Source organism: Fredinandcohnia onubensis (assembly GCF_002734215.1).
GTDB classification, from domain to species: Bacteria; Bacillota; Bacilli; order Bacillales; family Bacillaceae_L; genus Ferdinandcohnia; species Ferdinandcohnia onubensis.
On record NZ_NSEB01000025.1, the window covers coordinates 21,248 to 35,682 of the forward strand.

Below are 14,435 nucleotides of genomic sequence, written 5' to 3' on the forward strand. Positions count from 1 at the left end.
TTGGGACGCGGGACCTGTCCCTCTGTCCCATAGGGGGTTGTTGGATGAGTGCGGATGTTGTTGTGGTGGGTAGTTTGAATGTGGATATGGTGGTGAATGTGAAGGAGCGCCCTGAATGGGGTGAAACGGTGCTCGGTCATGGCTTTTTTACTGGCAACGGTGGGAAAGGTGGCAACCAAGCGTATGCTGCCGCAAAGCTTGGGGCGAAGGTTGCGATGCTTGGCTGTGTCGGGGATGATCTTTTCGGTGAGCAGCTTTTAAACGGATTGAATGAAGTCGGTGCGGACACTTCGTTTATTGAAAAAGTCAGCGGCGTTTCATCCGGCGTTGCGGTGATTAGTGTAAATGCCGAAGGGGATAATAGTATCGTTGTTTCGCCGGGTGCCAATGACCATGTGACACCGGAATATGTGAAGAAACACGAAGCGGCTATTCGTGAGGCAAAGCTTGTGATGATACAGCTGGAGATTCCTTTGGAAACAGTAATTGAAGTTGCGAATATCGCGCATGCACATAATGTCCCAGTTATGCTCGATCCTGCGCCTGCACGAAAGCTGCCAGACGAACTATTAAAAAAAGTGACCTACCTTGTACCGAATGAGAGCGAGTTAGGGGTTGTGGCCGAAACGAAAATTACGGATGTGGAATCCGCTAAAAAAGCTAGCAGTTGGCTTTTGAATAAAGGTGTGGGGATTGTTTTTGCTAAGCTTGGTGGAAAAGGTGTTGTTGTGTCGAGGGAAGAAAATGTGTTTGCTATTGAGCCGCACGCTGTGATGGCGGTTGATACAACAGCAGCGGGTGATGCATTTGCAGGTGCACTTGCCACAGCGCTCGCAAGCGGAAAAAACCTGCTAGAGGCAACTGAATTTGCAAATGCTGTTGGTGCCCTAACCGTCACCAAAAAAGGCGCCCAAGCCTCAATGCCAACACTTGAAGAAACAAAAAAATTACAAGGGACAGGTGACACTGACCAATAGTGGGTCGCAGGGACAGGTCCCTCGTCCCAGGAAAAAAATGGTGGGACCCGGGACCTGTCCCTCTGTCCCAAGGAGGTAAACGATGAAGAAGGTTATTTTTGATGTGGATACAGGAATTGATGATGCGATGGCGATTGCGTATGCGGTGAACTCGCCTGAGCTTGATATTATGGGGTTAACGACATGCTACGGAAATGTTGCTGTTGATGAGGCGACCCGAAACACGTTGGCTGTTTTAGAGAAGCTTGGAAAAAGGATCCCGGTATTTGCTGGTGCGGACAAGCCCCTAAATCGTGAGCCGCGTGAGGGCTATGCGAAACATGTGCACGGGGAAGATGGATTAGGTAATGTATTGGATTTTGAACCTCAAACATCAGCGGAATCAGAGCATGCGGTCGATTTTATTATCGAACAGGTAAAAAAGCTTCCTCATGAGGTAACGATAATTGCCGTGGGGCCGTTGACAAACCTAGCCCTAGCGGTTAAAAAAGCTCCGGAGATAGTCGAGTTTGTAAAGAACGTGGTGATTATGGGAGGAGCTGTCTTTGTGCCAGGGAACGTGACACCACACGCGGAAGCGAATATTATTACTGATCCCGAGGCTGCGGAAGTCGTGTTCTCATCTGGATTACCGATTACCTTAGTCGGCTTAGATGTAACCATGCAGACCCTGTTGCCAAGAGAAAATGTGGATGCTTGGCGGAAATCTGAATCCGAAGTCGGGGAGTTTTTTGCGAATATGGTCGGCTTTTATCATGATTTTTATGAATCCGCTAATCCCGGAATTGGCGGATGCGGCCTCCATGATCCATTGGCTGTTGGTGTGGCAATTGATCAGAGTTTAGTGAAAACAAAATACATAGGAGTTGGCGTCATTACTGAAGGGGAAGAAGACGGAAGAACGGTGCCGGTTTCAGAAGAAGGAGAGCCTAAAATCAATGTCTGCACAGAGGTTGACGCATCTAGGTTCTTAGAACACTTTCTAAAAGGAATGCCAGCTGGTCAATAAAAAAATTTCAAGCTCATGCTATTAAAACTAGTAGCATGGGCTTTGTTGTTGTAATATTGTAATAATAAACGGGACATAGGGACTCACTTTCTTGTCCCAGGAAAAAAATGGTGGGACGAGGGACCTGTCCCTCTGACCCAGGGAAGCAAAAGACCCTGGTCCCACGTATAAAGGTGGCATGGATTTGATGGAACAGCAGGTTGTGGCGTATTTGAAGGAGAAAGAGTCTGAGATGGTGGAGGTTCTGAAGGGGTTAGTCGAGATAGAATCTCCATCTCATGATAAAGAAGCGGTGGACCAAGTTGGTGAGCAGGTTCAGCAGCTTTATAAAAAGTATGTGGGAGGCTCAATCCAGACGTTTGATAATGAGCATTTTGGGGATCATTTCCGCTGTGAATTCGGTGAGGGAAATGAGCAAATTCTGATTTTAGCTCATATGGATACGGTTTGGCCAAAGGGCACACTTGAGGAACTCCCATTCCGGATTGACGGAGACAAGCTTTATGGGCCAGGCTCATTTGATATGAAGGGCGGTATTGTGCAAGGATTGTTTGCAGTAAATGCTCTTAAAACACTGAATGTTCCTTTGGAAACAAAGGTTGTCATGTTGTTTACGTCGGATGAGGAAATCGGTAGTGAGTCCTCACGGGACTTAATCGAAGCCGAAGCGAAAAAGAGTAAATATGTGCTTGTTCTAGAATCCGCGGCGGCTTCAACCAAGGGGAAACTCAAAACATCTCGTAAGGGCGTCGGGATGTTTACAATTAAAGTACAGGGACGCGCAGCACACTCTGGCATAGAGCCTGAAAAAGGAATAAGCGCAATCGAGGAGCTTGCACGCCAAACCATTTATTTACATGGCTTAACGGACTTCGAAAAAGGAACAACACTCAATATCGGGCTTGTAAAAGGTGGAAGTGCTTCAAACGTAGTTGCTGCAGAAGCTGAGGCAGAATTGGATTTACGTGTGAAAAATAACGTAGAATTTGAACGCGTCATTCCATTAATTCAAGGTATAAAGCCAACCAAAGAAGGTTTAACGGTCGAGGTAACGGGTGGAATCAACCGTCCAGTTATGGAAAAAACGCCGGAAATTAGTAAAATGTTCGAAACAGCAAAAGATATAGCGAAGGAATACCTTGGCTTCGAACTAGAAGATCAAGCAAGTGGTGGCGGTAGTGACGGCAGTTTTGCATCACAATTTGCCCCAACTTTAGATGGTTTAGGGCCAGTAGGTGATGGTGCACATGCATCTAACGAGCACCTCCTTATCTCGCAAATGCCAGTAAGGAGTGCACTCGTCGCCCTACTCATCGCAAAACTAGCAAACGAATAAGCGGGACACGTGGGACACAGGGACAGGTCCCTTGTCCCAGGAAAAAAATGGTGGGACGAGGGACCAGTCCCTCCGTCCCAAATGTGAGGTTATGGATATGTTTTTTAATAGGGAAGAGTTTCAGAGTAAGAATGAGAATCGTGGAAGGTTGTTGGTGAGTTGTCCTGACCAGCCTGGAATTGTGATGGCTATTTCTCAATTTTTATATTCGTTTGATGCGAATATTATTGAATCGAGTCAGTATTCGACTCACCATGAAGAGGGTACGTTTTACCTTCGAATCGAGTTTGACTGCCCATCTTTAACAGAGAAAAAGCCTGAGATGGAGTCTGCATTTTTAGAGATTGCTGAAAAATTTTCAATGGAGTGGAAGTTGATCGTTCAAAATGTGAAAAGAACGGCTATCTTTGTATCAAAGCAGCTTCACTGTTTGCATGAACTTTTATGGGAATGGCAAAGCGGAGACTTGATGACGGACATTTCGCTCGTTGTGAGCAATCATGAGGACGCAAGACCTGTTGTTGAAAATCTTGGTATTCCATTCGTGTACATACCGGCAAACAAGGATATCCGCAAACAGGTGGAAGAGCAACAGCTGCAGATTTTAAAAGAGTATGAAATTGATTTGATCGTGTTAGCTCGTTACATGCAGGTGTTAACACCTGACTTTGTGGCGGAGTATCCGAACCAAATCATTAATATCCATCACTCGTTCTTGCCAGCGTTTGTTGGGGCTAGACCGTATGAGCGCGCCTATACACGCGGGGTAAAATTAATCGGTGCAACCTCTCATTATGTAACCAATGATTTAGACGAGGGTCCGATTATTGAACAGGATATTGCCCGTGTTGACCACCGAGACGATGTTGCAAGACTGAAAAAAATTGGACAAAGTGTGGAACGAAGCGTGCTCGCACGTGGGGTGAAATGGCATCTGGAAGACCGAATCATTGTGGATAATAATAAGACGATCGTATTTTAATTGATATAAATGTGTATTTGTTGAGAAGTGTTCGAACAGATCACTTCTCTTTTTTGATAACTTTGCAAAAACTATAGCAGAAACTGAATCAAAATTATCTTTAATAGATTCGAGCAAACCAAAAATAATACTAGTAAACAACACAATATTTTAATAAAATAATAAATACATTAAAATGCTTGTGCATAAGAAGGGGGCAAATATATGAGTGAGTTAAATGTTAATACGAATCCTGGCTTTTTTACAAGAATAAATGCTGCAATGACAAAGCTTAGAGATTCAGAAAAGAAAATTGTCCATTTTATTGAGAAAAACCAAGATGAAATTATTCATTTGTCAATAACTGAGGTAGCAGAAAGAAGTGAAACAAGTGAGTCTTCTGTTGTACGCTTATGTAAGCGCCTTGGTTATAAGGGTTTCCAAGATTTAAAAATTCACTTGGCAAGGGAATTAATCTCTCCTGAAAAGCAGATACATGAAGTAATTGAAAAAGGAGATGATGTTGAAAAAATTAAAAAGAAGGTTTTTCAATCAAACATTCAGGCACTTTATGATTCAATGGAGGTTTGTAGTGATGAAGAAATTCAAAAAGCAGTACATGCAATCTCGAAGGCTCGCTTGATAGAATTCTATGGTAACGGTGGGTCAGGAACTGTGGCAATGGATGCCCATCATAAACTATTAAAATTAGGGATCAAATCTTTCGCTTATAGTGATTCTGTTTTACAGGCAATGTCTGCAAGTGTTCTCACGGAAAATGACGTTGTTATCGGTATTTCTCATACAGGTTCAAATACAGATGTTTTAGCCGCGATGAAACTAGCAAAAGAAGCAGGTGCAACTCTCATTTGTATTACGAATGCATCAAAATCACCAATCACAAATATCTCAAATATTGTTTTACAAACTGCTTCTAAGGAAACGCTTTTTCGAACAGATGCTATATCTTCAAGGATTGCACAATTAACGATTATCGATATCCTAGTAGCGGCAGTTGCAAACCAAAAATATGAACTTACCTATAACAATCTTCAAAAAACGCGAAGATCGACTATTGATAAAAAGCTATAAAAGACATCAAAAAAAACTAATTGTGAAAAAAATGTTCATTTTTTTTAAAAATAACTTGAAGGAAATTACCACCATATGATATCATTGAGTCAAAAGTTAAGTATTCTGAAAATTCAACGGTGCTTAATTTCTTTTTTTATTCAGAAAAGTAAGCGTTATCAAAAAAGGGGTTTAAGGGGGAAAAGAAATGAAGAAGATACTCACACTATTTTTAACGGCATTATTATCAGTAGCTTTGGTAGCTTGTGGTAGCTCTGCAAGTGGTGGAGAGGAAGATGGATCGGAAAAGAAGGTAACTTTTACACTAGCTACTCCAGATCCAGATGAGGCATCAGTAACTCTAGCTGCAAAAGAATTTGCGAAGGTAGTTTCAGAGAAAAGTAATGGTTCAATTGAAATTAAGGTTCATGCAAATGGAACATTATATGGTGGGGATCCTTCTGCTGCAGTTAAGCAACTAGGAGCAGGAAGTTTGGATATGCTCGTGCTCTCAACATCTCTTTATGCGAACTTTGAACCGAAATTTAGCGCAATCAGTATTCCGTATTTATTTGATGACAAAGACCAATTTGTATCTTTCTTAAATGGGGATCTTGGCACTGAACTATTAGGTTCAGTATCTGAGTTAGGTATTCACGGATTAGGATATTGGACACGTGACTTCAGACAAATCACAAACTCTAAAAATCCAATTACAAAACCAGAAGATTTAAAAGGACTTAAGCTACGTGTACCTAACAATCCATTATGGGTTGAGTTTTTCAAGGGGGCAGGTACAGTAACAACTCCAATGGATTTTAGTGAAGTATATAACGCGTTACAATTAAAAACAATCGATGGACAGGAAAATCCACTTGGTGTTATCACTTCAGCGAAAATATATGAAGTACAAGAATACTTAACAATTTCTAACCACATGGCTGATGGCTGGGTAGTAGGAATTAACCAAGAAAAGTTTGATTCTTTAACAGATGAGCAACAAAAGATCTTAACTGAGGCTTCAAAGGAAATTCAAGGTTGGGCTTTAGATTATGATAATAAAGAAGCTGAAACAGCAATTGAGTTCCTTGAAGGTGAAGGAGTTAAGGTTAATGAGCTAACAAGTGAACAGCAACAGTTATTCGTTGAAATTTCAAAGAAAGCGTATCCAACATTTAAAGAACTTGTAAAAGATGAAGAGTTCTTTACAAAAGTACTAGAGTTTGTCGGGAAAAGTGAGTAAATTTAGGTGAGTTTGCGGTCCCTAAATCGATAAGGGACCGTATTTTAACATCAAGTGAGGGAGAGAGCTATGGTAAAGGATGGGAATAAAAAAATTAATCCTGTATTTCGAGCCATCAATAGCATAACTGATACATTGGCCTCCTTGACGGCTGCGGGCATATTTGTAGTAGTAATCTGGCAGGTCATTGGTAGATTAATAGGGCAACCAGCACCGTGGACTGAGGAATTAACAAGATTTATGTTTGTATGGTTGATTTATCTGGGAATTGGAATCGGATTTCGTAAAGTCGAATCTGCAAGGGTTACATTACTTTTAAACTATTTGCCTAAATTTTTGCAAAAAGGGTCAGTATGGATATATAGTATTGCTTCAATTGGATTCTTTATATTTATGGTTGTTTTAGGAATCGAATTAATGTCACAGCAAATTAACACCAATGAAACTAGCTCTGTATTGTTATTACCAATGTGGATTATCGGACTTTGTGTTCCATTTTCAGGTTTGATTGGAATTATCAATACCATTCAATCACTCATATATGACCGTGCGCTTATTGAAGAAGAGGAGGTGGAGAATTAATGTCAATTTTTTTACTTGTATTATTCTTCATCTTAATGTTTATCGGGATACCTATTGCTACCTCACTTGGTATTTCAGTAGTTGCGAGTGTGCTTATTTTTACAGATGTTCCAATTAGTATCGTTATTCAATCAATGTATAGCTCGATGAATAGCTTTATCATGGTTGCCGTCCCACTCTTTATCCTGGCAGGAATTATTATGGATGAAGGTGGAGTTGCAGAAAAAATATTTGACTTTGCAAAGAGTCTTGTTGGTTGGATGACTGGTGGACTAGGGCACGTAAATGTTCTAGCAAGTTTGATTTTTGCTGGTATGGCCGGTTCTTCTGTGGCGGATATTGCTAGTACTGGTCGTATTACAATAAATGCGATGACCAGAAACAAATATCCATTGGAATACGCAGCAGCTTTAACGTTAATAACGTCAATGCTAGCAACAATCGTTCCTCCAAGTATATTAATGGTAGTTGCCGCATCAACAGCAGGTGTTTCAATAGGAGCAGCCTTGGTTGGGGGGCTAGTACCAGGTTTAATTATTGCTCTTATTTTTATGGGGTACAACCATTATTATAGTAAAAAGCATAATTTTGGTGTTCATCAAAAATTTGAATGGAAGGTACTTGGAAGAGAATTTATACGTGCTTTTCCGGCATTGTTAGCGCCAGTAATCTTACTTGCAGGTATTTTAAGTGGAATATTCACACCGACAGAGGCAGCAGCTATTGCGGTGTTATATACATTATTTGTAGCGTTATTTGTTTATAAAGGATTATCATTTAAAAAATTACCGAATATCTTTTTTAGAACAGCAAACCTAACAGGTACTATTCTTTTTATCGCAGTAACTGCTAAGGCAGCAAGTTGGGTGTTTGAATATGATGGTCTTCCTACAAAGGTAGCAACCTTCATTAGTGGGATAAGTGATAGTAAGATTGTAATTATGTTGTTGTTATTTGTATTTCTAATTATTGTTGGAATGTTCATGGATGCAACAGCCGCAATATTTATCCTTGTTCCAATTTTAATGCCAACAATCCATTCAGTAGGTATCGATCCTGTATTTTTTGTAATTTATTTAGTTGTACTTCTTTCAGTTGGATTAGTTACACCACCGATTGGAGTATGCCTATACGCTACTTCTAATATTACGGGGATGAAGATAGAAACCTTAAGTAGAGCAACCTTACCGTGGTTAGTTGTAACGTTTGCTGCATTACTGTTGTTCATTTTTGTACCTCAGTTAATTACAGTACCGATAAGTTGGTTTGATTTATAATAACTAGAAAATATTAGGGAGAAAATATTCTCCTTAATTTTTATAAAAAATATGAAGGAAATTTCCGCCAAATATTGTATACTATATATTAAGACGAAACGGGAGTGTGGTTTGAGATGAAAGCAGCAGTTTTTCATGGACCAAACAAATTACAATTAGAGGAAGTACAAAAGCCACAAATTAACGAGCATGAAATTCTTTTAAAAGTGAATGCAAGTGCGGTTTGTGGAACAGATGTAAGAATCTTTGAAGGAAAAAAAACAAAGGGAGTACGTACTCCTTCCATTATTGGTCATGAGCTTGTAGGAACAATTGAAGAAGTTGGATCCGCGGTGAAAGATTTCTTCACTGGTGACCGAGTTGGTGTAATGCCTGTTATCCCTTGTCGTAAATGCTACTATTGCCAAAATGGCAGAGAAAATGTGTGTGCAAACCGTACAGCTATCGGGTATGAGTATGACGGAGGTTTTGCTGAATATGTACGAATCCCTAGTGCTGCAGTAGAAGCTGGAAACATTGTTAAGATTCCTGATCATATTTCATTTGAGCAAGCGGTAGTAACTGAACCTTTAGCGTGCTGTATCAATGGCCAACGCAAAGCCAATGTGAAAATGGGTGATGTTGTCGTTGTTGTTGGAGGAGGCCCAATTGGACTAATGCATGTGCAATTAGCAAAAATTGCAGGTGCGAAGTCAGTTATATTAAGCGAACCAATTGAACATCGTCGTGAAAGAGCTATTAAAGCTGGTGCAGATTTTGCAGTAAATCCAAATGAAGAATCTCTAGAGGACCTTGTATTAAATCTAACAGATGGCCTTGGTGCGGATGTTGTTCTCATGGCGATTGGCGTACCTTTCTTAGTAAAATCCTGCGCAAACCTACTGAAAAAAGGTGGAACTTTGAATTTGTTTGCTGGATTTACTAAAGGAGTTTTATCTGAAATTGATCCTAATATCATTCACTATAATGAAATTACAGTCAATGGTACCTCTGCATTGACACGTGCAGATTATCATAAATCCTTAGCATTGATTGCCACAGGTAAAATTAATACGGAAGTACTAACGACAACTGGATATACATTAGATACCATTGAACAGGCTATTTTAGATGTTAGAAATGGTAATGGAATGAAATCGGTTATTACGTTATAAGATTCGTAATCTGCCAAGTTAGGATAGTTTAAATGAAGAAAGTAGTTAAGGTTCTTGAAAAATGTGTGTGTGATTCCCTTTAAGGTAACTATAAAATAACAAATATTAAAAACTAAGGAGTGTTTTATTATGGCATTATTAGGTAAAGAAGTTCGGATGAGTAGATTATTAAATCAAGATACTGGAAAACTATTAGCTGTTGCAGTTGATCAAGCGATGGCAAGGGGTATTTTCGATGAATTAATGCCAATCAATCGTAAGGTTAGTGAAATTGTTGCAGGTGGCCCTGATGCAATGACAATGCATAAAGGGATTGCGGATATGAGCTATCGTCCACATGTTGGAAAAACAGGCCTTATCTTAAAACTTTCTACTTTTTCACCATGGCAACCAAATTATGATGCTTGGGTTACAGAGGTTGATGAGGCTGTTCGTTTAGGAGCAGATGCTGTTTCAATGGGTTGTATTGTTGGAGGAGATGATCAACCTGAACAACTTCGTAACCTAGGAATCGTTTCAGGTCAGGCTGCTGCCCTTGGAGTTCCAATGATTGCGCATATCTATCCAAGAGGAAACCAAATACCTGATCATGAAAAGAATGATTGGAAGCATGTTGCATATGCGGTACGTGCGGGTGCTGAATTAGGTGTTGATATTGTAAAAACAAAGTATACTGGTAATCCTGATACATTCAGAAAAGTAGTTGAATCAACACCTGGTAAAGTTGTAGTTGCGGGTGGAGACAATGGAAATAACATTGAAGACTATTTCCAAATGGTTTACGATGTAATTGATGCTGGAGGTACTGGTATTACATTCGGTCGAATCGTTTGGAATAACCCAAATCCGACAGCAGTTGTAAAAGCGTTTAAAAACATTATCCATCATGGTGGAACTGTAAAAGAAACAGTAGAATTGTATAATGAGTTAATTAATCAACCAGCAAACGTATAATACAAATAGGTGTGATAGATTATGTCTCACGTTATTGGGATTGATATCGGAACAAGTGGTATTAAAGTAGGCGCAATGAATCAAGAAGGAGTATTGGGGTACCTTGAGTACCAACCATACTCCCTTCTTTATCCTAAAAAGACTTGGATAGAAATCGATCTTGAAGATATTTGGGATAAAACCAAATCATTGCTATTAAAAGTATGTAATGAAGTAGAGAAAGGTGGAAGCGTTGATGCAATCTCGCTATCTACCTTTTGCAATTCATCCGTTTTTTTAGATAAAGATGGCAAGCCTCTCTATCAGGGAATTATATACCTAGACCAGAGGAGTAAAGAAGAATCTGATTGGATAAAGAATGTAGTCGGTGTGGACAACTTGGACAGAATCACGAAAAATAGACTAGAGCCAGGGATGTATACGGTGACAACCTACCTTTGGTTTAAAAATCACTTTCCTAAGGACTATGAAAAAACGTATAAATGGGGAAATTTATCCACTTTTATTTTGCATAAGCTAACAGGGGAATTTGTGATGGACTGGACTCAAAGTTCGTATTCAGGAATTTACGATGTCGTGAACTATGAGTGGTCAAAGGAGATTTATGAAAAAGTAGGGGTCGATGAGAAGAAGCTGCCTAAAGTAGTGGATCCAAAATCTGTAGTTGGAAATGTAAAAATACCTGAGTTGTCTTCGGAAAATATACCTGTTATTTCGGGTGCTGCAGATACTGCGTGCTCAACTGTTGCTTTAAGCATTAAACCCAATGAAATGTTTGAGTCTGTTGGTACATCAAATGTCCTAACGGTATGTACAGATCTACCTGATAAATTGGATAAGCGATTCCTAAATCGGTGTCATGTCAACAAACGCCAATGGCTTTCACACGGAGCTATGTCTTTTCCTGGGGCATCGATTCAGTGGTTCTATGACAATTTCCTAAAAACAGAAGGGCATACAAAAGAAATATATGGAGAATTGTATAATCAATCATCTATAGGATCAAATGGCGTATATTTCCTACCGTATATGCAGGGTGAAAGATCGCCAATATGGGATCCGAATGCAAGGGGTGTTTTTGTAGGAATCCATTTGAATACATCCAAAGCCGACATGTTCCGTGCTATTTTAGAAGGCTGTGCCTTTGGTTTAAAGCAGATCTATGAAATTATTGAAACAAAGTATAGCCTCCAATTCGATCGTTTTCAATCAATCGGTGGTGGTTCAAAGAACAAGGAATGGGCACAAATTAAAGCAAATGTTTTAAATAAGAACATTGAGATTAAGGATATATCTGAAACTGGTGTTTTAGGAGCCTGTTTACTTGCAGGAACAGCTATTGGTTATTTTCCAACCTTAGAAGAAGCAGCACAAGTAATAGATAACAAAACGATTAATGTTGTAGAACCGAAAACAAGTGAAGTTGCCCAATACGAACATTTATATAAAGTGTTTTGTGAATTATATCCGTCATTAAAGCAATTTTTTGCGATCAGTACGGAACAGAGGTTGGAGAGTGGTGAATAAATGAAAAAGACCGTTTATATTACAAGAAAGATGCCAAATGAGATTTATGAGAAACTTGCAATCCATTTTGACATAAAGATGTGGCATGAGGAGACAATACCTGTACCGCGTGAGGTTTTGTTAAAAGAACTTGAAAATGTGGATGGTCTCTACTGTTTATTAACGGATAAAATTGATAAAGAGGTTTTTGACCATGCTCCCAAATTACAGGTTGTCAGCAATTTAGCAGTTGGCTATAACAATATTGATGTGAAGGAAGCGGCAAGTCGTGGAATTATTGTTACAAATACTCCTGGTGTATTGACAGAAACGACGGCTGATTTAACATTTGCACTGTTAATGGCAACAGCAAGACGGGTTACTGAGGCTTCAGATTTCTTGCGTAGTGGTGAGTGGGGGGCTTGGTCGCCTATGGAACTGACAGGCCAAGATATTTATAGGTCTACAATTGGAATTATAGGAATGGGCCGGATAGGAGAGGCTCTAGTTAAGAGGGCAAAGGGCTTCAATATGGAAGTCATTTATTATAATCGTTCACGTAAACTGGAAACAGAAAAAAATTTAGGAATTAAATACGTAGATTTACACACCCTATTAAAAAAGTCTGATTTTGTATGTCTTCTGCTTCCTTATAGTCCAGAGGTTCATCATTTAATTGGCGAAGAGGAGCTTTCTCTCATGAAGAAAGAAGCAATTTTAATCAATAGTGCTAGAGGCGGTATTGTTGATGAGACTGCTTTATATCATGCCCTTAAGAACCATCAAATATGGGCTGCAGGATTAGATGTGTTCGAACAGGAGCCTGTGCCTGTTGACCATCCTTTGCTTACTCTTCCTAACGTAGTGACTCTACCACATATTGGTAGTGCGAGTGTGAAAACGAGAACAAATATGGCGCATTTGGTAGCAGATAATATAATTAATGTACTTCAAGGTAGAGAGCCCCTATCAAAAGTTTAAAAGGTAGACTGAAATGATTGACGAACACCACTGTCCCATATGTAGTTTATTGTACAAAATTGACGATTTTTAGTTGATTGGGGATGCCACGATTTTTCAAAGAAATTTTTTCGAGCAGTAAGATCAAGACTAAATACGCCACTTCCTGTGGCAACGTCTTTATGACCCACTTCCCGTGGCCAAAAAATCGGGCGCAAATACGCCAAGTTGTATTTGATTAGGAAGGGTATCACGTGTGTGGTGCCCTTTTTAACGTTTTTATATAGATTTTTGTCGAAATTTGTGAATCGACACTAGGTAAGAGTACAAAATTAGGTTATATTATATATAGAATATTTTTTGCATGGAGGACTAACAGTGGCTTACCAATTGAATCAGTGTTTTAAAATGTTTACTTTAAATTCGAATCCTAAACTGGCAGAGGAAATGGCGTCGTTATTAGGGTGCGAATTAGGAAAGTGTTCAGTTACACGTTTTAGTGATGGAGAAATTCAAATAAATATAGAAGAAAGTGTTCGAGGTAGCGAGGTCTATTTAGTACAGTCAACTTCACAGCCTGCAAATGAACATATTATGGAATTACTAATTATGATTGATGCGTTAAAACGCGCTTCTGCAAAAAACATCAATCTTGTCATCCCATACTATGGCTATGCGAGACAGGACCGAAAAGCTCGCTCACGTGAGCCAATTACCGCTAAGCTTGTAGCAAATCTACTGGAAAAAGCGGGAGCAACAAGAGTTGTAACCATGGACCTGCATGCACCACAAATCCAAGGATTTTTTGATATTCCTGTTGATCAATTACTTGGTGTACCCCTTCTAGCGAAATATTTCGCTGAAAAAGGCCTTGAAGATGTTGTCATCGTTGCACCTGACCAAGGTGGAGTTGTTCGAGCTAGAAAATTAGCGAGCCAACTAAATGTACCAATTGCATTTATTGATAAGCGTCGTCCGAAGCCAAATGTGGCACAGATTATGAACATCGTTGGTAACATTGAAGGAAAAAATGCGATCATCATTGACGACCTGATTGACACAGCTGGAACCATCACCCTAGCTGCGAAAGCATTAAAAGAAATGGGAGCAAAAGGTGTATACGCATGCTGTACGCACCCAGTCCTATCTGGCCCAGCGATTGAAAGAATTGAATCTTCACCAATTCAAGAACTGGTAATCACAAACACCATCCAATTACCAGAAGAAAAACAAATCGACAAAATCACTACAATCTCAGTCGCACCATTACTAGTGAATGCAATTGACCGCATCCACAACGAAAGAGCTGTTAGTCCTTTATTCGAATAAAAGTACGTAGCGGGGCTGTTCCATTTTTGGAACGGCCCTTTTTTGGGACAAAGGGATAGGTCCCTCGTCCCACCAT

General features: G+C 39.7%; 13 protein-coding genes. All 13 read left to right on the forward strand.

Annotated elements, in window-relative coordinates:
• Nucleotides 1–44: 44 nt before the first annotated feature.
• The 13 genes from rbsK (at nt 45) to CKK03_RS22420 (ending at nt 14,359) form a co-directional block, all read left to right on the forward strand.
• On the forward strand, nt 45–977 hold the full coding sequence (rbsK, locus tag CKK03_RS22360; RefSeq protein ID WP_099364719.1) for a ribokinase: 933 nt from the start codon (nt 45–47) through the stop codon (nt 975–977).
• 82 nt (nt 978–1,059) lie between these two features.
• Complete coding sequence (locus CKK03_RS22365) at nt 1,060–1,986, forward strand: nucleoside hydrolase (protein ID WP_099364720.1); 927 nt, start codon at nt 1,060–1,062, stop codon at nt 1,984–1,986.
• 187 nt (nt 1,987–2,173) lie between these two features.
• Complete coding sequence (locus tag CKK03_RS22370; RefSeq protein WP_099364721.1) at nt 2,174–3,322, forward strand: M20 family metallopeptidase; 1,149 nt, start codon at nt 2,174–2,176, stop codon at nt 3,320–3,322.
• Between the two features lie 97 nt (nt 3,323–3,419).
• A complete protein-coding gene (purU, locus tag CKK03_RS22375) occupies nt 3,420–4,304 on the forward strand; it encodes a formyltetrahydrofolate deformylase (protein ID WP_099364722.1) in 885 nt (294 codons plus the stop codon).
• A gap of 204 nt (nt 4,305–4,508) precedes the next feature.
• On the forward strand, nt 4,509–5,375 hold the full coding sequence (locus CKK03_RS22380; RefSeq protein WP_099364723.1) for a MurR/RpiR family transcriptional regulator: 867 nt from the start codon (nt 4,509–4,511) through the stop codon (nt 5,373–5,375).
• Nucleotides 5,376–5,562: 187 nt separating this feature from the next.
• Nucleotides 5,563–6,597 (forward strand): DctP family TRAP transporter solute-binding subunit, encoded by a 1,035-nt coding sequence (locus tag CKK03_RS22385; RefSeq protein ID WP_099364724.1) that lies wholly within the window; start codon nt 5,563–5,565, stop codon nt 6,595–6,597.
• A gap of 69 nt (nt 6,598–6,666) precedes the next feature.
• Nucleotides 6,667–7,179: a TRAP transporter small permease gene (locus tag CKK03_RS22390; RefSeq protein WP_099364725.1), complete on the forward strand. Its 513-nt coding sequence runs from the start codon at nt 6,667–6,669 to the stop codon at nt 7,177–7,179.
• The gene (locus tag CKK03_RS22395) at nt 7,179–8,456 is read left to right on the forward strand and encodes a TRAP transporter large permease (RefSeq protein ID WP_099364726.1); all 1,278 of its coding nucleotides are present in this window, start codon (nt 7,179–7,181) and stop codon (nt 8,454–8,456) included. Before CKK03_RS22390 ends, CKK03_RS22395 begins: the two co-directional genes overlap by 1 nt.
• Nucleotides 8,457–8,572: 116 nt before the next feature.
• Complete coding sequence (locus CKK03_RS22400; protein ID WP_099364727.1) at nt 8,573–9,610, forward strand: zinc-dependent dehydrogenase; 1,038 nt, start codon at nt 8,573–8,575, stop codon at nt 9,608–9,610.
• A 129-nt stretch (nt 9,611–9,739) separates the two neighbouring features.
• Nucleotides 9,740–10,564: a class I fructose-bisphosphate aldolase gene (locus tag CKK03_RS22405; protein WP_099364728.1), complete on the forward strand. Its 825-nt coding sequence runs from the start codon at nt 9,740–9,742 to the stop codon at nt 10,562–10,564.
• Between the two features lie 21 nt (nt 10,565–10,585).
• Nucleotides 10,586–12,091 (forward strand): xylulokinase, encoded by a 1,506-nt coding sequence (locus tag CKK03_RS22410; RefSeq protein ID WP_099364729.1) that lies wholly within the window; start codon nt 10,586–10,588, stop codon nt 12,089–12,091.
• Entirely contained in the window at nt 12,092–13,051 is a 960-nt protein-coding gene (locus tag CKK03_RS22415) for a 2-hydroxyacid dehydrogenase (protein WP_099364730.1), read from the forward strand.
• A 357-nt stretch (nt 13,052–13,408) separates the two neighbouring features.
• Nucleotides 13,409–14,359, forward strand: coding sequence for a ribose-phosphate diphosphokinase (locus CKK03_RS22420; RefSeq protein WP_373604859.1), 951 nt, complete (start codon nt 13,409–13,411; stop codon nt 14,357–14,359).
• Nucleotides 14,360–14,435: the final 76 nt, after the last annotated feature.

What these genes read in the sequence shown, in the direction of transcription:
- CKK03_RS22380 (WP_099364723.1), top strand. Translation starts at nt 4,509, where the DNA reads ATGAGTGAGTTAAATGTTAATACGAATCCTGGCTTTTTTACAAGAATA.
- CKK03_RS22365 (WP_099364720.1), top strand. Translation starts at nt 1,060, where the DNA reads ATGAAGAAGGTTATTTTTGATGTGGATACAGGAATTGATGATGCGATG.
- rbsK (WP_099364719.1), top strand. Translation starts at nt 45, where the DNA reads ATGAGTGCGGATGTTGTTGTGGTGGGTAGTTTGAATGTGGATATGGTG.
- CKK03_RS22400 (WP_099364727.1), top strand. Translation starts at nt 8,573, where the DNA reads ATGAAAGCAGCAGTTTTTCATGGACCAAACAAATTACAATTAGAGGAA.
- CKK03_RS22405 (WP_099364728.1), top strand. Translation starts at nt 9,740, where the DNA reads ATGGCATTATTAGGTAAAGAAGTTCGGATGAGTAGATTATTAAATCAA.
- CKK03_RS22415 (WP_099364730.1), top strand. Translation starts at nt 12,092, where the DNA reads ATGAAAAAGACCGTTTATATTACAAGAAAGATGCCAAATGAGATTTAT.
- CKK03_RS22385 (WP_099364724.1), top strand. Translation starts at nt 5,563, where the DNA reads ATGAAGAAGATACTCACACTATTTTTAACGGCATTATTATCAGTAGCT.
- CKK03_RS22410 (WP_099364729.1), top strand. Translation starts at nt 10,586, where the DNA reads ATGTCTCACGTTATTGGGATTGATATCGGAACAAGTGGTATTAAAGTA.
- CKK03_RS22370 (WP_099364721.1), top strand. Translation starts at nt 2,174, where the DNA reads ATGGAACAGCAGGTTGTGGCGTATTTGAAGGAGAAAGAGTCTGAGATG.
- CKK03_RS22390 (WP_099364725.1), top strand. Translation starts at nt 6,667, where the DNA reads ATGGTAAAGGATGGGAATAAAAAAATTAATCCTGTATTTCGAGCCATC.
- CKK03_RS22395 (WP_099364726.1), top strand. Translation starts at nt 7,179, where the DNA reads ATGTCAATTTTTTTACTTGTATTATTCTTCATCTTAATGTTTATCGGG.
- purU (WP_099364722.1), top strand. Translation starts at nt 3,420, where the DNA reads ATGTTTTTTAATAGGGAAGAGTTTCAGAGTAAGAATGAGAATCGTGGA.